Raw genomic sequence first — 18,148 nt, 5'->3', positions numbered from 1 at the left:
CCCGCACCGGGTAGCTGTCCGCCCCCATCGGGGGCGTCAGCGGTGGAGGAGCGGCTGCAGGAAGCGGCCCGTGGCGGAGTCGGGGTTCGCCGCCACCTCCTCGGGCGTGCCCGTGGCGACGACCGTGCCGCCACGCGACCCGCCGTCCGGCCCCATGTCGATGAGCCAGTCGGCGCTCTTGATGACGTCGAGGTTGTGCTCGATCGTCACCACCGTGTTGCCCGAGTCGACCAGGCGCTGCAGCACCCCCAGCAGTCGCCGGATGTCCTCGAAGTGGAGGCCCGTGGTCGGCTCGTCCAGGACGTAGAGGGTGCGGCCGGTTGACCGCTTCTGCAGTTCTGCGGCCAGCTTGACGCGCTGCGCCTCTCCGCCGGACAGCGTGGTCGCAGGCTGACCGAGGCGGACGTATCCCAGCCCCACCTCCGTCAGGGTCCGCAGGTACCGGGCGATCGAGTTGATCGACTCGAAGAACTCGACGGCCTCGCTGATCGGCATGTCGAGCACCTCGGCGATCGTCTTGCCCTTGTAGTGCACCTCGAGGGTCTCGCGGTTGTAGCGGGCGCCGTGGCACACCTCGCACGGCACGTACACGTCCGGGAGGAAGTTCATCTCGATCTTGATGGTGCCGTCACCCATGCAGTTCTCGCAGCGCCCGCCCTTGACGTTGAAGGAGAAGCGGCCGGGCTGGTAGCCCCGGACCTTCGCCTCTGGCGTCTGCGCGAACAGCGTGCGGATCTTGTCGAACACCCCCGTGTAGGTGGCGGGGTTCGACCGCGGCGTGCGACCGATCGGCGACTGATCCACCTGGATCACCTTGTCGATGTGCTCGAGCCCCTCCAGGGTCTTGTGCCGGCCCGGGACGGCCTTCGCGCCGTAGATGGCCTTGGCGGCCGCCCGGTAGAGGATGGCGTTGACCAGCGACGACTTGCCTGACCCGGACACGCCGGTGACGGCGATGAACTGGCCGAGGTTGAAGGTGACGTCGACGCCCTTCAGGTTGTGCTCGCGGGCTCCGCGAACGACCAGTGCGTGCCCGTTGGCGGGGCGCCGCACCGTCGGCACCGGGATCTCCACGCGCCCGGCCAGGTAGGCGCCCGTCTTCGACACGGGGTGGTCGAGCAGCTCCTGGAGCGGGCCGGAGACGACGACCTCGCCGCCCCCCTCGCCGGCGCCGGGGCCGATGTCGACGACCCAGTCGGAGGCGCGGATGGTGTCCTCGTCGTGTTCGACGACGATCAGGGTGTTGCCGAGATCGCGCAGATGGTGGAGGGTCTCGATCAGCCGCAGGTTGTCCCGCTGGTGGAGGCCGATGCTCGGCTCGTCCAACACGTACAGGACGCCGACCAGGCCGGAGCCGATCTGGGTGGCGAGCCGGATGCGCTGCGCCTCTCCGCCGGACAGGGAGCCGGATGCGCGCGACAGCGTCAGGTAGTCGAGGCCGACGTCGAGCAGGAACTTCAGGCGGGTGTTGATCTCCTTGACGAGCCGCTCTGCGATGGTCGCCTCCCGGGCCGTCAGCTTGAGGCTGCCGAGGAAGTGCGCGGCCTCCCCGATGCTGAGGTCCGCCAACTCGGCGATGTTGCGCCCGCTGACCGTGACGGCGAGCGACGACGGCTTGAGCCGCCTGCCCCCGCAGGTCGCGCAGTTGATCTCGCGCATGTAGCCGCCCCACCGGTCGCGCGCGGCGTCGGTCTCCGCCTCGTCGTAGCGGCGGCGGATGAACGGGATGACGCCCTCGTACTTCTGGGAGAACGAGCGGACGCGGCCGAAGCGGTTCTTGTACCGCACGACGACGTTGCCGCGGGCGCCGTGCAGCAGCAACTTCCTGACCGGCGCGGTCAGGTCGTGCCAGGCGGCGTCCAGGGAGAACCCGTGTTCCTCGCCGAGGGCGACGAGCACATGCTCGTAGTGGGACTTGATCGTCGGGGTGTTCCACGGCGCGATGGCGCCGTCGGCCAGCGAGAGGTCCTCGTTGGGGACGATGAGCTCGGGGTCGGGGTCGAGCAGCGTGCCGAGCCCGGAACAGTCGGGGCAGGCACCCCAGGGGCCGTTGAAGGAGAACTGCCGTGGCTCGAGTTCGTCGATGTTGACATCGTGCTCGTTGGGGCAGCCCATCTTCTCGGAGAAGCGACGCTCCCGCTCGGGGTCGTCCGCGGTGCGGTCGACGAAGTCGATCGTGACGACGCCGCCCGCCAGGTTCAGTGCCGTCTCGATCGACTCGGTGATGCGCTGCTTCGCGTTGGGGCGCACGACGGCGCGGTCGACGACGACGTCCACGTCGTGCTTGCGGTTCTTGTCCAGGGTCGGGAGGTCCGTCAACTGGTGGGTCTCGCCGTCGATGCGCACCCTGCTGTAGCCGTCGCCGATCAACTGGCGGAACAGCTCGGCATGCTCGCCCTTCCGCCCCGGACCAGCGGGCCGAGGATCTGGAAGCGGGTTCCCTCCTCGAGGCCCATGAGCCGGTCGACGATCTGCTGCGGCGTCTGCCTGCCGATGACGGCGCCGCAGACCTCGCAGTGCGGCACCCCGACACGCGCGAAGAGCAGTCGCAGGTAGTCGTAGACCTCGGTGATGGTGCCCACCGTCGAGCGGGGGTTGCGGCTCGTCGACTTCTGATCGATCGACACCGCCGGGGAGAGCCCCTCGATGAAGTCGACGTCCGGCTTGTCCATCTGCCCCAGGAACATGCGGGCGTAGGCCGACAGCGACTCGACGTAGCGCCGCTGTCCCTCGGCGAAGATCGTGTCGAACGCCAGCGAGCTCTTCCCGGAGCCGCTCAGCCCCGTGAACACGATCAGCGCGTCCCTGGGGAGGTCGAGGGAGACGTTCTTGAGATTGTGGACGCGGGCACCCCGCACGACGAGCCGATCATTCACGCCCGTCATCGTACGTCTTTGCTAGGTTTGACCCCATGCCACCGGTCCGCCCCCCATTTTCCGATGTGGTCGACGCGGTCCGTGAGCAGACGGCCCTGCTGCTCGGCCTCACCATCAGCTACTCCGATGAGGACTGGGCTGCCGCCACCTCGCTGACGGGCTGGAGCCGCAGCCACGTCGCCGCGCACCTCGCGGAGGGGGCCCGCGGAATGGTACGCGTCATCCGCTCCCTGCACAGCGGGATCCCGCGGCGCATGTACGACTCGGAGGCCGCCAACCAACGCGCCATCGAGCTGGGTGCGCTGGCGGACGGGCTCGACCTCCAGATCCGGCTCGACACGTCGGCGAGCGAACTGCAGGCCGAACTGGCCGCGCTGGAGGACGACGATCGCCTGGTGTCGCTCCGCGCGGGCTACCAGGTCCCGGCCCACGACATTCCCCTGGCCAGGCTCAGCGAGGTCGTGCTGCACCACGTCGACATGGGCTGCATCCTCGAGGAGTCCGACCTGGTCCCCGGGATCGCAGAGGCGCTGCTGGCCTTCCACGTCGAGCGCATCGGCCACCGCGACGACTATCCCCCGCTGCGGTTGGTCGCCGACGAGGGATACATCGGCTCGGTGGGCAGGCCCGGGGCCACCACGGGCATGCACGGTCCCTCGGCGGATCTGCTGGTGTGGCTGACGAGGGGCATCGAGACACCACGCCTCTACCGGGCCGAGTGACCCGTCGGCTGATAACCTTCCGGCGACGAATCCCCCGTGACCGCTAGGACGATGCGATGACCCAGCCCCCAGCAACGACTTCCCGAACGGCCAGGTGCCCGGCGGCCAGGAACCACAGGTGCCGGACTTCGGACCGCCCGCCGACCCGGCCCAGCCCAGCTTCGACCCCACCGGCCAGCCCGGCTATGCGGCGCCGGGCGCCCAGCAGCCGGCGCAGGGCAACCAGGACTACTGGGAGGCGAACGCCGCCCAGCAGCCGCCGCAGGGGGTCTTCGACCAGGCACCGAAGAAGAAGGGCATCCTCGGCAAGGTGGGCAGCATCGTCGTTGCTCTGCTCGTCGCCTTCGGCGCCTACACCGCCTTCCAGAACTTCGCCAGCGACGCTGCCCTCGAGCCCGGCAACTGCCTGGTCATCAGCGGTGAGAGCAACGACGACGTGGACCACAAGCTGGTCGACTGCGACGATGCCGACACATATTCCTACTACGTGGCCTCCGTCAGCAAGGGCGACTCCTCGGCGGGCACCTGCGAGGGAGTCGAGTACGAGAGCACGGTCACGAAGCGCGGCTCCACCAGAACCAAGTCGATCTCCTGCCTGATCCCCCAGTTCACCGAGGGCAAGTGCTACACGGGCGTCGACGAGAGCATCGCCGACTACGTGGTGGCCGACTGCACCGGCGCCGACTACAGGATCACGAAGGTCGCTGACGACGCGGCCGCGAGCTGCGAGGCACCCGCCGAGCCCTGGTCATTCAGCATCCCGGCCCGCACCTACTGCATCGAGATCCTCGGCTGAGCCAGCCGCACACGCCTCGGCACGGGAGGGCCGCACCACGGTGCGGCCCTCCCTTTGCGTCGCTCCGGTTTGTCAGGGGGCCGCACTAGGCTGGCGGTCATGCGTCCGCTCGAAGAATTGCAGCGCCAGGTGGCGCCCCTGCAGGTGATCTCGGAGTACAAGCCGTCCGGCGACCAGCCGCGCGCCATCGCCGAACTCGAGAAGCGGATCCGGGCGGGTGAGAAGGACGTCGTGCTCCTCGGCGCCACCGGCACGGGCAAGACGGCGACCGTCGCGTGGCTGGCGGAGCGCCTGCAGCGGCCCGTGCTCGTCATGCAGCCCAACAAGACCCTCGCCGCGCAGTTCGCCAACGAGCTGCGCGACCTGCTGCCGAAGAACGCCATCGAGTACTTCGTCTCCTACTACGACTACTACCAGCCCGAGGCCTACCTCCCCCAGACGGACACCTACATCGAGAAGGACTCGTCGCTCAACGAGGAGGTCGAACGGATGCGGCACGCCGCCACCAGCTCGTTGCTGACGCGCCGCGACGTGATCGTGGTGGCGACGGTGTCGGCGATCTACGGCCTCGGCACCCCCGAGGAGTATCTCGAGCAGCGGCTCACCCTGCGGGTCGGCGACGAGTTCGACCGCGACGCCCTCCTGCGTCACCTCGTCGACATCCAGTACGCCCGCAACGACATCGGCGGCGGCCGCGGCACGTTCCGGGTGAAGGGCGACACGCTCGAGATCTTCCCCATGTACGAGGAGAACGCGCTGCGCGTCGAGTTCTTCGGTGACGAGGTCGAACGGATCGCCACCCTGCATCCCGTCTCCGGCAACGTGCTGCACGAGGACACCGAGGCCTACGTCTTCCCCGCGACGCACTACTCGGCCGGCCACGACCGGATGGAGCGGGCCATCGGCGGCATCGAGGCCGAGCTGCAGGAGCGGCTCGCCGAGTACGAGGCGCAGGGAAAGCTGCTCGAGGCGCAGCGACTGCGGATGCGCACCAGCTACGACATCGAGATGATGCGCCAGATCGGGTCCTGCTCCGGCATCGAGAACTACTCCCGTCACATCGACGGCCGCACCCCCGGGTCGGCGCCGTCCTGCCTGATCGACTACTTCCCGGAGGACTTCCTGCTCGTCGTCGACGAGTCGCACGTGACCATCCCGCAGATCGGCGGCATGTACGAGGGCGACGCCTCCCGGAAGCGGACGCTGGTCGAGCACGGCTTCCGGCTGCCGAGTGCCATCGACAACCGCCCGCTGAAGTTCGACGAGTTCGTCACCCGCATCGGGCAGACCGTCTACCTGTCGGCCACGCCGGGCCCCTACGAGATGGAGCGCAGCGACGGGTTCGTGGAGCAGATCATCCGCCCCACGGGCCTGGTCGACCCGGAGGTGATCCTCAAGCCCACGAAGGGGCAGATCGACGACCTGATGGCCGAGGTGAAGCTGCGGGTCGAGCGCAACGAGCGGGTCCTCGTCACGACCCTGACGAAGAAGATGGCCGAGGACCTGACCGACTACCTGAGGGACCACGGCATCCGCACCCGCTACCTCCACTCGGACATCGACACCCTGCGCCGGATCGAGCTGCTGCGCGAGCTGCGGCTCGGCGAGTACGACGTCCTCGTCGGCATCAACCTGCTGCGGGAGGGCCTCGACCTGCCGGAGGTGTCGCTGGTGGCGATCCTCGACGCCGACAAGGAGGGTTTCCTCCGCTCGGAGCGGTCGCTGATCCAGACCATCGGCCGCGCCGCCCGTAACGTCGCCGGCGAGGTGCACATGTACGCCGACAAGATCACGCCGTCGATGGAGGCGGCCATCGAGGAGACGAACCGGCGTCGTGCGATCCAGGTGGCCTACAACACGGCCCACGGTATCGACCCGCAGCCGCTGCGCAAGCGGATCGCCGACGTGTCCGACATGCTCGCCCGCGAGGACGCCGACACCACGGAGCTGCTGAACTCGACGCCGTCAGGCAAGGGCGGCCGCCGCGGCCTCGATCCGTCGTCAATGGCCACCGACGAGCTGAAGAAGCTCATCGCCGAGCTGACCGACCAGATGCACGCCGCCGCGGCCGAGCTGCAGTTCGAGGTCGCGGCCCGCCACCGCGACGAGATCGCCGACCTCAAGAAGGAACTGCGCGGGATGATCGAGGCCAACCGGTAGCAACCGGTGCCGCGGGATCAGGGCTCGAGGTGGTCCTGCGTCACGAAGTCGATCAGCGTCTCGACCTTGGTGTTCAGCTGCGGCTCGAGGTCGCGCCAGCCGTTCACGCGGGCCAGGATCGCCTGCCAGCCGCGCGCGATGTCCGCCTGGTCCTGGTGCGGCAGGCCGAGCGCGGCGAGCGTGCCGAGCTTGAAGTCCACGTCCCTGGGGATGGCGGGCCAGGTCTTCTTCCCCACCCGCTCGGGGCGGACCGCCTGCCAGATGTCGATGAACTCGTGCCCCTCGATCAGGACGGTCTCGCGGTATCCGGCCTGGTAGACCTGCTTCGCGATGCGCGACTCCTTGCTGCCGGGCACGAGGTGGTCCACCAGCACGCCGAGGCGGCGCCCCGGCTCTGGCCCGAACTCCGCGACGATGGCGGGCAGGTCGTCGATGCCGCCGAGGTATTCGACGACGACGCCGACGTGCCGCAGGTCCTCGCCCCACACCTTTTCGATCAGCTCGGCGTCGTGCCTGCCCTCGACGTAGATGCGGCTGGGCAGCGCCACCTTTGCGGTGGCCGGCGCGTCGCCCACGCGGGAGCCGGAGGCCGTGTACTTCGGCGTGACAGCGCCGCCCCGCAGCGGCGCCCGCAGCGCGACGGGCTGGCCCTCGAGCAGGAAGCCGGGGCCGAACGGGGCGCCGCGGCGCTTGCCCTTGCGGTCCTCGAGGAGCACGATGCCGTTCTCCCAACCGACGATCGCGCCGCAGAAGTCGTCGAACTCGACGACGAGGTCGAGTTCGACGGCCACGTCACGGGTCTTCTTGAGGTGCGCCTTCTGCCAGCCGGGGGTGAGTACGTCTCGTGAGTAGCGGTCCACGCTGGGCGACGCTATCAGCGCAACTCAAGCTTCCGGTCGTACGACACCTTCGCCCACCACATTGCCCCGACGCCGGCGACGAGCAGCCACAGGATCGCCCCCAGCGGGAAGATCGCCGCGTTCTCCCCCGCCTCGGCCAGCAGCCCGGGCGCGAAGGCGACGGTGACGTCGGGATACGTCCGCAGGTCGAGGCTCGGGAGCAGGAAGATGGCGGCCAGCGCGCCGAGCTGGTTGACCAGGTAGTACGCGAACCACACGGCCACGACCCCTCCGAAGCCGCTGCGGTTGATCCAGGACTCGCTGCCGACCGTCGCGGCGAAGAAGAAGCCGGCGATGCCCGACAGCGGCAGCAGGAGCAGCAACACGATCACCAGGGCCACGAGCCAGCCGGGCAGCTCGGCGAGCATGCCCCAACCCTGGCGCAGGAAGACGGTCGCCTCGTCGACGGTGCCGCCGCCGGCGAGGTGGAAAGCCAGCCCGCTGAGGAGGGCCAGGCCGATCGTGATGACCCCACCGATCGCCGCGACCACGTAGGCGTAGGCGCCCTTCACCAGGAAGATGGTCGACCCCCGGGCCGGGATCGCGGCCGTGAAGTACCCGGTCTTCGAGAAGGCGGAACGGTAGTAGTGCAGCGAGATCAGGAGGCAGACGGCGTAGGGAAACGCGAACGCCCCCACCACGGCCGTGCCCGCGGACACGCTCGACAGCGGCTGCGGCAGCCAGGCTGCCACCACCGTCAGCATTCCCACGATGAGGACGGCGCCGCCGGTGAGCGCCAGCAGCCACCGCCAGGTGTCGCGTAGTTCGTTGCGGAACAGTGTGCGGATCATCGGTAGACCTCCCGGAAGAGCGCGTCGATGGACTTGCCGTGCTCGGCGCGCAGGTCGTCGACCTCGCCGCTGAGCAGGACCCGGCCGTACCGCATGAAGGCGACGCCGTCGAGGATCGGCTCCAGGTCGTGGATGAGATGGGTGGAGATGACCACGAGGGCCTCGGGGTCCAGGTCGCGGACGATCGCCTGGAGCAGGACGTCGCGGGCGGCCGGGTCGACGCCGGAGATGGGTTCGTCGAGGAGGTAGACCTTCGCGCGCCTCGACATGGCGAGCGCGATCTGGGCCTTCTCCCGCATGCCCTTCGACAGGGTCGACAGCCGCGCCCCGGTGTCGAGGGAGAAGAAGCCGATGAGTTCCCGCGCATGGTCCTCATCGAAGTCGGCGAAGAAGTCACGGTAGCGTCGGATGCAGCCGTCGAGGGTCGAGGTGTCGGGTAGGAAGCTGGCGTCCGGCAGGAACGACACCATCGCCTTGGACTCCGGGCCGGGCCGGTGTCCGTGGATCCGGACGTCGCCGTCGTAGCGGGTCAGCGCGCCGGCCAGCACCTTCAGCAGCGTGGTCTTGCCGCAGCCGTTCTCCCCCAGGAGACCGACGATGCGGCCGCCGTCGAGGTCGAGGTCGAGCCCGTCGAGGGCACGGAACCTGCCGTAGTCCTTGTTGAGGCCGCGGATCGTGATCGCGGTGGTCATGCCTGTCCTCCTTGAGTCGTGTCAGGCCAGTGCCGGCCGAGCACCTCGCTGGCCGAGGCCAGGCTCAGCCCGAGGCCGGCGGCCCGCCTGGCGTAGTCGGATGCCGCCTCAGCGGCCAGTTCGACGCGGGCGGCGTCGATGACGGCCCCGTCGTCGGTCGCGAAGCGGCCGGCCGTGCGCTCCGATCGGGTCAGCCCGAGTCGGTCCAGCTCGGCCAGCGCACGCTGCACGGTGTTCGGGTTGACGCGCAGGTCGCCGGCCAGTTCACGGACCCCTGCGATGCGTTCGCCGCGGGGCCATTCGCCCGTGACGATGCGTCGCCGGAACTCGTCGACCAGCTGCAGCCAGATCGGCACGCTCGGGTCGAAGTCCATGGTCACCGCCTCTGCTCGCTGTACTAGGTGATTAATACAGTAATACACCTGTGAGCGGAGGGCAACCTTCCCGTCAGTCCAGCAGGTCCCTGATGACGCCGTCGGCGAGGAGGCGTCCCGCCTGCGTGAGGACGAGCCGTCCGTCCCCGACGACGCCGAGGCCCCGGTCCACGACGGCAGGGACCCGCGCCGCCTCCGTCCGGGTCAGCACCCCCAGGTCGAGCCCCTCGGCGAGCCGCAGCTCGAGCAGGACCCTCTCGACGCGCCGGTCCTCCCCACTCAGCAGTTCGCGGGCGAGCGCGGGCGACGACCCCTCCGCCAGCGAGGCTGCGTAGGAGCGGGGGTGCTTGCGGTTCCAGAACCGGACCCCGCCGATGTGCGAATGGGCGCCGGGGCCGATCCCCCACCAGTCGTTGCCACGCCAGTAGGCCAGGTTGTGCCGGCACTGCCCACCGGGGCGGGCCCAGTTGCTGACCTCGTAGTTCGCATAGCCGAGACCCGACAGCAGGTCGTCGGCGACGAGGTACTTGTCGGCGAGGTCGTCGTCGTCTGGCATCGCGACCTCGCCGCGCCGGACCTGCATGCCGAGCCTCGTACCCTCCTCCACGATGAGCGCATAGGCGCTGACGTGGTCGACCGGCGTCTCGAGGACGGCGTCGAGGCTGGAGCGCCAGTCGTCGAGCGACTCGCCGGGGGTCCCGTAGATCAGGTCGAGGGAAACGTGGTCGAACCCCTCGGCCGCGGCCCAGCGCGCAGCGTCCAGGCCACGGCTCGGCGTGTGGGTGCGCTCCAGCACCTTCAGCACATGCGGCACCACCGACTGGAGCCCCAGTGACAGGCGTGTGAATCCGGCCTCCCGCAGCGTCGCCAGGTACCGGGGTGTCAGGGTCTCGGGGTTCGCCTCGGTGGTGACCTCCGCATCGGGCGCGAGCTCGAACCTGTCCCCGATCGCCCCGAGGAGACCGGCCAGGTCCTCGGCGGGAAGCATCGTGGGCGTGCCGCCGCCAAAGAACACCGTCTCGACGCGGCGGGGTCCGAGGATGCTGCGCGCCAGATCGAGTTCGGCGCGGGCGGCATGCAGGAAGGTTCCTGGCGCGAGTTCGCCGACCTCGGTCGGCGTGTAGGTGTTGAAGTCGCAGTAGCCGCACCGCACCCGACAGAACGGGACGTGCAGGTAGACCGAGAACGGGGCGCCGACCGCCAGCGCCGAGGCGGGCAGGGCCCCGTCGGCGGGCGCCATATCACCATCGGGAAGCTGTGCCATGCCGTCAGCTTAGGGCGGAATACGCGCGGGCCTCTCTGTCGGGCCGCCCCTTTGTGCCATGGTGTCCCCATGAAGCTCAATCGTCGCTCTCTCCTGTTCGCCGGCGGAGGCATCGCTGCCGCCGCCACCCTCGCCGCCTGCGGCACCAACAACCCCCTGTCCAGCGGCTCCCCGGCCCCAGCAGCAGCGCGGGCACGGCCACCAGCGGCGGCTCCGCCTCGACGATCACCCTGCAGCAGTGGTACCACGAGTACGGCGAGGCGGGTGTGAAGGAGGCCGTCGAGCGTTACGCGTCCGAGTACACGGCCGCCACGGTCGACGTGAAGTGGACGCCCGGCGACTACGGCACGATCCTCGCCGCCGAGCTCCTCACCAGCCCGCCTGACGTGTTCGAGGTGGAGCAGGGCGGCTCGCTCGACATGATCCGCTCCGGCCAGCTGGCCGACCTCACCGACCTCATCGGGGACCGGGTCTCCGAGTTCAACCCGGCCGTGATGGACCGCTTCACCTTCGAGGGGAAGATCCACGGCATCCCGCAGACCATCGACATGCAGCTCCTGTACTACCGTCCCTCGCTGCTCGAGGCGGCCGGGGTCAAGCCGCCGACGACGTTCGACGAGCTGGCCGCGGCGGCCGCCGCAGTCAAGACGGCCGACGTCGGAGGCTTCTTCGCGGGCAACGACGGCGGTATCGGGGTGCTCGGCACCATCCTGATCTGGGCCTCCGGCCACGATCAGCTCACCGAGGACCGTTCCGCCGTCGCGTTCCTGACCGACGACTTCTACGCCGCGCTGACCTCGTACCGCGACTTCCTGAACTCCGGCGCGGTCCTTCCCGCGGCCTCGGCCGAGTGGTACGACGGTGCGCCGTTCGTCAACGGCGAGACGGCGATGCAGTGGGGCGGCCTGTGGTCGCTGCCGGACATCAAGGCCGCCTGGGGTGACGACGTCGCCGTCCTCCCCTTCCCGGCGATCGGCGCCAAGGGCCGCCCGGCGGTGCCGTTCGGCGCGTTCGGCGCCTGCGTCGCGGCCGACGGCAAGAACGTGGACGCCGCCAAGGAGTTCGTGAAGTGGCTGTGGATCGACCAGGAGGACAAGCAGGTCGACTTCTCCAACTCGTACGGCACCCACATCCCCGCCAAGCCCGCGCTGGTGGCCAAGGCCGACAAGCTGTCGGAGGGCCCCGGTAAGGATGCGGCACAGTTCGTGGCTGACAGCGGCTTCGCCAACGACATCATGTGGTCGGGTGCCCTGGGTATCGCGTTCGGCACTGCGCTGAGCAATGTCATCAAGGGTGGCGCCGATCCGGCGTCCGAATTCGCCGCGTTCGAGGCCACCGCCACGGCCGAACTGGCTAAACTCCAGGGCTGATGACTGACGCCACAGCCCCCACACAGCCCTCGCAGTCGCGGGGGCTGTGGCGTCGTCTCCGCGGCAATCAGGGGCGCAACCTCTGGTTCACGGCCTTCGTGGCCCCGTTCTTCTTCGGCCTGCTGGTGTTCGTCTACGTGCCGATCGGCTGGAGCGCCTACCTGTCGTTCTTCGAGGCCCGCAACACCGTCACGCCGACCCGCTTCGTCGGGCTGGAGAACTACACCTACCTCCTCACCAACCCGCTGTTCCTGAACTCGCTGCTGGTGTTCATCGCCTTCGCGGTGCTGATCGTGCCGCTGACGTATGTGTGTGCGCTGGGGCTGGCCCTGCTGCTGCACAACCTGCGCTGGGGTCAGGCGTTCTTCCGGTCGGTGTTCTTCATCCCGACGGCGGTGTCGTACGTGATCGCCGCCATCATCTGGCGCTTCGGGTTCTTCTCCGGGGCCCGGTTCGGCCTCCTGAACTCGCTGCTGCGCTCGTTCGGCCTCGAGCCGGTCAACTGGCTGGGCGGCGGCAACAACCTCTACTGGGTCGCGCTGGTGTCCGTCCGGCTGTGGCTGCAGGTCGGGTTCTACATGATCCTGATCATCGCCGGGCTGAACAAGATCCCGCCGGAGACCTACGAGGCCGCGGCCCTGGACGGCGCGTCCGGCTGGCGCCTGCTGCGTTACATCACGTTGCCGCAGCTCCGGGCCACCAGCGCCGCCATCATCATGCTGCTGCTCATCAACGCGTTCCAGGCGTTCGACGAGTTCTACAACATGCTGGGCTCCATCGGTTCCTATCCCCGTACGGGCGGCCGCCGCTGGTCCACCTGTACCTGGTCGCGCTCGGCGGCGGGCAGCAGGACCTCGGCGTCGGCGGCGCGGGAACGGTCATCCTGACCGCCATCATCGTCGTGTTCGGACTCGGGCAGAACTGGGTGCTGAACCGCGGCGGGAAGGGGCAGGCATGACGGGCTCACGCGTGCTGACGGCGCTGCGCTACGGGGTCGCCTCGGCGCTGGCGCTGCTGTTCCTGCTGCCGCTCTACGTCATCGTCCGCAACGCCTTCTCGACCAACGCAAACATCACCGCGGCCCGGTGGAACTGGCTGCCGGACCAGGTGAACCTCACGAACCTGCAGTCGCTGCTGGCCAACGACTCCATCGGCATCGTCCGGGCGCTCACCAACTCCGCGGTGATGGCCGTGCTGCAGACATCCGGCACCGTCGTCGTGTCCCTGCTGGCCGGCTACGCGCTGGCGCGCTTCACGCACCGCGCGTCACGCATCCTGCTGGGGCTGACGATCTTCACGCTGATGGTGCCGGCGGCGACGACGTTCGTGCCGATGTTCATCATCACGGCCCAGCTGGGATGGATCGACACGTTCCGCGGCCTCGTGGTCCCCGGCATGTTCTCCGCCTTCGCCACCTACCTGTTCCGGCAGTTCTTCCTCGACTTCCCCTCCGAACTGGAGGACGCCTCGCTCATCGACGGCTGCAACATGTGGACGAGCTTCTGGCGGATCGTGGTCCCGAACTCGACGGGCATCATCGCCGCGGTGGGCACGATCGTGCTCATCGGGTCGTGGAACGCCTTCCTGTGGCCGACGCTCGTCGGCCGCGACGCCACCCGCACCGTCCAGGTGGCGCTGAGCCAGTTCATGACCAGCCAGGGGGTCCGCTACCCCGAGCTGTTCATGGGCACGCTCGTCGCCGTGCTGCCGATGCTGCTGGTGTTCCTGTTCCTGCAGCGGTTCCTCGTCCAGGGGCTCACCACCTCCGGCCTCCGCTGAGCCGGTGCAGACACTCGCAGAGCTGGTCGCCGACGGCTGCGGGCTGCCGTTCGCTGCGGCCACCGCCTCCCTCGCGGCGGCCGTCGCCGGCCCCCGGGTCGCCGTCGTCGAGGCCCCACCCGGCACCGGCAAGACGACGCTGGCCCCGGCCGTGGTCGCTGGCGTGGTCGAGGGGCGCATCGTCGTCACCCAGCCGCGCCGGGTCGCCGCCAGGGCCGCGGCGAGGCGGCTCGCGCAGCTGACCGGAACGCGGGTCGGCGACGTGGCCGGATTCACCGTCCGGGGCGAGCGGGCGGTCTCCGCGGCGACGCGGGTCGAGATGGTCACACCCGGCGTGTTGCTGCGGAGGCTCCTGCGCGACCCCGGGCTCGACGGCGTCGGCGCCGTCATCCTCGACGAGGTGCACGAGCGCGGGCTCGACACGGACCTGCTCGTCGGCCTGCTCGGCGAGGTGCGGGAACTCCGCGACGACCTTGCCGTCGTCGCGATGTCCGCGACCGCCGACTCCGCCGGCCTGTCCGCCCTGCTGGGCGACGCGCCGGTGGTCGGGGTTCCCGCCGTCTCGCACCCGCTCGAGGAGCGGTTCGAGCCCGGCCCCCTCCCCCTGGGTCCACGCGGTGTGACGAGGGAGTTCCTGACCCACGTCGCAGACGTCACGGTCGAGGCGTTCGCCGGGAGGCCGGACGACGGCGACGTGCTGGTGTTCCTTCCCGGCGTCCGCGAGGTGCGGACCGTCGCCGAGGAGCTGCGCCGCCGGCTGCCCGCCGAGGTGCTGGAGCTGCACGGGCAGGTGCCCGCCCGCGAACAGGACCGCGCCATCGCAGGCCGCCGCTCCGGCGAGGGGCCGCGCGTGGTCGTGTCCACCAACCTGGCCGAGTCGTCCGTTACGGTGCAGGGGGTGCGGGTCGTCGTCGACGCCGGGCTGTCGCGGGAGCCGCGTCGCGACGCCGGGCGCGGGATGTCGGGGCTCGTCACGGTCCGCTGCGCGCGTTCCTCGGCCGACCAGCGGGCCGGCCGCGCCGCCCGGCAGGGTCCGGGCGTGGTGTGGCGCTGCTACGACCGCGAGACCTACGCGGGGCTGCGGTCGCAGGTGACGCCCGAGGCGCAGGCTGCGGACCTGACCGGCGCGCTGCTCACCCTGGCCGCCTGGGGCGCTCCCCGGGGCGTCGGGCTGCGGCTCCCGACGCCGCTGCCCGCCGGCCCGGTCCACGACGACGAGGCGGTGCTGCGTGGCCTCGGCGCCGTCGACGACGCGGGGCGCGTGACACCGACGGGCCGACGGCTGACAGAGATACCCGCCTCGCCGCGGTGGGCCCGGGCGCTGCTCGATGCCGGCCCGCTCGCCGGGTCACGGCTCGCGGCCGAGGTAGTCGCGGCCGTCGAGCGCGACGTGTCGGGCGACCTGGCCGCCGAGGTCCGCCGGTTGGGCCGGGGCCACTGCCCCGACGCGGCCCGCTGGCGCGCCGAGGCGGACCGGCTGGAGCGACTCGTGCCGCCCTCTCCCGGCGAGGGGGCCGGGGCCGGCACCGTCGTCGTGTCGGCGTTCCCCGAGCGGGTGGCGCGCAAGGTCGGCGACAGCTACCTGCTGGCCTCGGGCACGCGCGCGGCCGCTCCTCCGGAACTGGCGGGGCATGCGTGGCTGGCGGTCGCTGAGGTCACCCGGGCCGACGGCGCCTCCGCAGGAGGCACCGGTGCCGTGATCCGCTCCGGTGCCGCCATCGACGAGGCCACGGCCCGGCTCGCCGAGCACCTGCTGATCGAGGAGGTCCGCGGCGAGCTGTTCGACGGCAGGCTCCGGGCCCGTCGCGTGACGGCGCTGGGCGCCATCGAGTTGTCGTCGACGCCGGTGCCGGCCCGCGAGCTCGGTCCGGTCGCCGTCCGGCGGGTGGTCGAGGAGCGTGGGCTGGGGATCATCGGCTGGTCCGAGGCCGCGGACGGGCTCCGTCGGCGGATGGCGATGCTGCACCGCACACTCGGCGAGCCGTGGCCGGCGGTCGACGACGCCTCCCTGCTCGGACGGCTGGACGACTGGCTCGGCCCCGAGCTCGCGACGGCCGCGGAGACCGGGCGACTGGCCGGGATCGACCTCGTCACGCCGCTGCGGCGGCTGCTCCCCTGGCCGGCGGCGGGCCGACTCGACGAACTGACGCCGGAGCGCCTCGAGGTGCCCAGCGGTTCCCGGATCCGGCTCACCTACCCGCCTCACGACGCGGGCGGGCCCGTCGTCGTCGCCGTCAAGCTGCAGGAGTGCTTCGGGCTGGCCACCTCGCCCCGGCTCGTGGACGGCCGGGTCGAGGTGGTGTTCCACCTGCTGTCGCCGGCCGGGAGGCCGCTGGCGATCACCGGCGACCTGGCGTCGTTCTGGTCGGGCCCCTATGCGCAGGTGCGCTCAGAGATGCGTGGCCGTTACCCGAAGCACCCGTGGCCGGAGGACCCATGGACGGCGCCGGCGACGGCGCGGACGAAGCGGCGCCGCTGACGCCGCCGGTCGGTCAGGACTTCTTCGGCGCTTCCGTGGTCGACAGCGCTGCGACGAAGGCCTCCTGCGGCACCTCGACGCGGCCGACCATCTTCATCCGCTTCTTGCCTTCCTTCTGCTTCTCCAGCAGCTTCCGCTTACGGGAGATGTCGCCGCCGTAGCACTTGGCGAGCACGTCCTTGCGGATGGCGCGGACAGTCTCGCGCGCGATGACGCGCGAACCGATGGCGGCCTGGATCGGCACCTCGAACTGCTGCCGCGGGATGAGCTCCTTGAGCTTCGCGGCCATCATCAGCCCGTAGGAGTACGCCTTGTCGCGGTGCACGATCGCCGAGAACGCGTCGACGGCGTCGCCGTGCAGCAGGATGTCGACCTTGACGAGGTCGGCCGACTCTTCGCCAGCGGGCTCGTAGTCGAGCGAGGCGTAGCCCTTGGTGCGGGACTTCAGGGCGTCGAAGAAGTCGAAGACGATCTCGGCCAGCGGCAGCGTGTAGCGGATCTCGACCCGGTCCTCGCTCAGGTAGTCGAGGCCGAGCTGGATGCCACGGCGCGTCTGGCACAGCTCGAGGATGGTGCCGATGTACTCGGCCGGCGCGAGGATCGTCGCCCGCACGACAGGCTCGTGCACATCCGCGATCTTGCCCTCCGGATACTCGGACGGGTTGGTCACGACGTGCTCGGAGCCGTCCTCCATCGTGACGCGGTAGACGACGTTGGGGGCCGTGGAGATGAGATCGAGGTTGAACTCGCGCTCGAGCCGCTCGCGGACGATCTCCATGTGCAGCAGACCCAGGAAGCCGATGCGGAAGCCGAAGCCCAGCGCCGCCGACGACTCCGGCTCATAGCTGAGGGCCGCGTCGTTGAGCTGAAGCTTCTCGAGGGCCTCGCGCAGCTCACTGAAGTCGTCGCCGTCGATCGGGTAGAGACCGGCGTAGACCATGGGGTTGGGGTGCTGGTAGCCGCCGAGGTCGCTCTCGGCGGGACGGCTCTCGAGCGTGACCGTGTCGCCCACGCGGGACTGGCGCACGTCCTTCACGCCGGTGATGAGGTAGCCCACCTCGCCGACACCGATGGCCGGGGCCTTGACGGGGTCCGGCGAGATGACGCCGACCTCGAGCAGCTCGTGGGTCGCCTTGGTCGACATCATGCGGATGCGTTCGCGGTGGTTGAGTTCGCCGTCCACGACGCGCACATAGGTGACCACGCCGCGGTAGGTGTCGTAGACAGAGTCGAAGATGAGTGCGCGGGCCGGCGCGTCCGGGTCGCCGACCGGGGCGGGGATCTGGTCGACGACGGTGTCCAACAGCTCCGTGACGCCGACACCGGTCTTACCGGAGACCCTCAGCACATCGTCGGGATCGCAGCCGATGATGCCCGCCAGCTCGGCGGCGTACTTCTCGGGGTTGGCCCCTGGGAGGTCGATCTTGTTCAGCACGGGGATGATATGCAGGTCCGCCGCCAGCGCCAGGTACAGGTTTGCCAGGGTCTGCGCCTCGATGCCCTGCGCGGCGTCGACCAGAAGGATCGCCCCCTCGCAGGCCTGCAACGAGCGGGACACCTCGTAGGTGAAGTCGACGTGACCGGGGTGTCGATCATGTTGAGGACGTAGTGCTCGCCGTCCTTGACCCACGGCATCCGCACGGCCTGCGACTTGATGGTGATGCCGCGCTCACGCTCGATGTCCATCCGGTCGAGGTACTGTGCGCGCATCTGCCGGGCGTCAACGACCTCGGTCAGCTGCAACATGCGATCGGCGAGCGTCGACTTTCCGTGATCGATGTGCGCGATGATGCAGAAGTTGCGGATGATCGCGGGATCGGTCTTTCCAGGGCGCGGTGCAGGCATGCATTTCCTCGTCGGTTTACAGGGACGAACGATTCTCTCACGGAAGACCCAGCGGGGCTAATGCTCCACGCGCGCACCCACGTGCGGCACGCTCCCGCGCA

11 protein-coding genes and 3 pseudogenes are annotated in these 18,148 nt (G+C 69.9%); 7 read left to right on the top strand and 7 right to left on the bottom strand.

Annotation, left to right across the window (positions count from 1 at the left end):
* Positions 1–36 precede the first annotated feature (36 nt).
* A pseudogene (gene uvrA, locus H9L22_RS03050) lies at positions 37–2,885 on the bottom strand (excinuclease ABC subunit UvrA).
* Positions 2,886–2,911: 26 nt separating this feature from the next.
* On the opposite strand from uvrA, the gene H9L22_RS03045 reads away from it, so the two are divergent.
* From H9L22_RS03045 to uvrB, 3 genes are all read left to right on the top strand, one after another.
* Complete coding sequence (locus H9L22_RS03045) at positions 2,912–3,598, top strand: maleylpyruvate isomerase family mycothiol-dependent enzyme (protein WP_187721545.1); 687 nt, start codon at positions 2,912–2,914, stop codon at positions 3,596–3,598.
* A 118-nt stretch (positions 3,599–3,716) separates the two neighbouring features.
* Entirely contained in the window at positions 3,717–4,394 is a 678-nt protein-coding gene (locus H9L22_RS03040) for an LppU/SCO3897 family protein (RefSeq protein WP_187721544.1), read from the top strand.
* 99 nt (positions 4,395–4,493) lie between these two features.
* Complete coding sequence (gene uvrB / locus H9L22_RS03035; RefSeq protein WP_187721543.1) at positions 4,494–6,554, top strand: excinuclease ABC subunit UvrB; 2,061 nt, start codon at positions 4,494–4,496, stop codon at positions 6,552–6,554.
* 17 nt (positions 6,555–6,571) lie between these two features.
* Here uvrB and H9L22_RS03030 read toward each other — a convergent pair whose 3' ends face one another.
* The 5 genes from H9L22_RS03030 to hemW all read right to left on the bottom strand — a co-directional run bounded on the left by H9L22_RS03030 (position 6,572) and on the right by hemW (position 10,574).
* On the bottom strand, positions 6,572–7,414 hold the full coding sequence (locus H9L22_RS03030; RefSeq protein WP_187721542.1) for a DUF3097 domain-containing protein: 843 nt from the start codon (positions 7,412–7,414) through the stop codon (positions 6,572–6,574).
* A gap of 14 nt (positions 7,415–7,428) precedes the next feature.
* Positions 7,429–8,244, bottom strand: a complete 816-nt coding sequence (locus H9L22_RS03025; RefSeq protein ID WP_187721541.1) for a hypothetical protein — start codon at positions 8,242–8,244, stop codon at positions 7,429–7,431.
* Positions 8,241–8,936, bottom strand: a complete 696-nt coding sequence (locus tag H9L22_RS03020; RefSeq protein WP_187721540.1) for an ATP-binding cassette domain-containing protein — start codon at positions 8,934–8,936, stop codon at positions 8,241–8,243. The genes H9L22_RS03025 and H9L22_RS03020 overlap by 4 nt, the downstream gene beginning before the upstream one ends.
* Positions 8,933–9,310, bottom strand: coding sequence for a GntR family transcriptional regulator (locus tag H9L22_RS03015; RefSeq protein WP_187721539.1), 378 nt, complete (start codon positions 9,308–9,310; stop codon positions 8,933–8,935). Before H9L22_RS03015 ends, H9L22_RS03020 begins: the two co-directional genes overlap by 4 nt.
* Before the next feature lie 73 nt (positions 9,311–9,383).
* Positions 9,384–10,574, bottom strand: coding sequence for a radical SAM family heme chaperone HemW (gene hemW / locus H9L22_RS03010; protein ID WP_187721538.1), 1,191 nt, complete (start codon positions 10,572–10,574; stop codon positions 9,384–9,386).
* Between the two features lie 266 nt (positions 10,575–10,840).
* Here hemW and H9L22_RS03005 point away from each other — a divergent pair, with 266 nt between their 5' ends.
* The 4 genes and pseudogenes from H9L22_RS03005 (at position 10,841) to hrpB (ending at position 16,202) form a co-directional block, all read left to right on the top strand.
* A complete protein-coding gene (locus tag H9L22_RS03005; RefSeq protein ID WP_320060581.1) occupies positions 10,841–11,944 on the top strand; it encodes an ABC transporter substrate-binding protein in 1,104 nt (367 codons plus the stop codon).
* A pseudogene (locus tag H9L22_RS03000) lies at positions 11,944–12,902 on the top strand (carbohydrate ABC transporter permease). Before H9L22_RS03005 ends, H9L22_RS03000 begins: the two are co-directional and overlap by 1 nt.
* Positions 12,899–13,723, top strand: a complete 825-nt coding sequence (locus H9L22_RS02995; protein ID WP_187721537.1) for a carbohydrate ABC transporter permease — start codon at positions 12,899–12,901, stop codon at positions 13,721–13,723. The pseudogene H9L22_RS03000 and the gene H9L22_RS02995 overlap by 4 nt, the downstream one beginning before the upstream one ends.
* Before the next feature lie 4 nt (positions 13,724–13,727).
* On the top strand, positions 13,728–16,202 hold the full coding sequence (hrpB, locus tag H9L22_RS02990; RefSeq protein ID WP_187721536.1) for an ATP-dependent helicase HrpB: 2,475 nt from the start codon (positions 13,728–13,730) through the stop codon (positions 16,200–16,202).
* Between the two features lie 13 nt (positions 16,203–16,215).
* Here the strand turns inward: hrpB and lepA are convergent.
* Positions 16,216–18,047, bottom strand: a pseudogene (lepA, locus tag H9L22_RS02985) (translation elongation factor 4).
* Positions 18,048–18,148: the final 101 nt, after the last annotated feature.

It is taken from the genome of Tessaracoccus defluvii, assembly GCF_014489575.1.
Lineage (GTDB): Bacteria > Actinomycetota > Actinomycetes > Propionibacteriales > Propionibacteriaceae > Arachnia > Arachnia defluvii.
The sequence above is the reverse complement of the archived record's forward strand: the minus strand, read 5'-3'. Positions and strand labels throughout refer to the sequence as shown.

Excerpts from the sequence above, each read along its gene's own strand:
- H9L22_RS03045 (WP_187721545.1), top strand. The coding sequence starts at position 2,912 with ATGCCACCGGTCCGCCCCCCATTTTCCGATGTGGTCGACGCGGTCCGT.
- uvrB (WP_187721543.1), top strand. The coding sequence starts at position 4,494 with ATGCGTCCGCTCGAAGAATTGCAGCGCCAGGTGGCGCCCCTGCAGGTG.
- H9L22_RS03025 (WP_187721541.1), bottom strand. The coding sequence starts at position 8,244 with ATGATCCGCACACTGTTCCGCAACGAACTACGCGACACCTGGCGGTGG.
- H9L22_RS03020 (WP_187721540.1), bottom strand. The coding sequence starts at position 8,936 with ATGACCACCGCGATCACGATCCGCGGCCTCAACAAGGACTACGGCAGG.
- H9L22_RS03015 (WP_187721539.1), bottom strand. The coding sequence starts at position 9,310 with ATGGACTTCGACCCGAGCGTGCCGATCTGGCTGCAGCTGGTCGACGAG.
- hemW (WP_187721538.1), bottom strand. The coding sequence starts at position 10,574 with ATGGCACAGCTTCCCGATGGTGATATGGCGCCCGCCGACGGGGCCCTG.
- H9L22_RS02995 (WP_187721537.1), top strand. The coding sequence starts at position 12,899 with ATGACGGGCTCACGCGTGCTGACGGCGCTGCGCTACGGGGTCGCCTCG.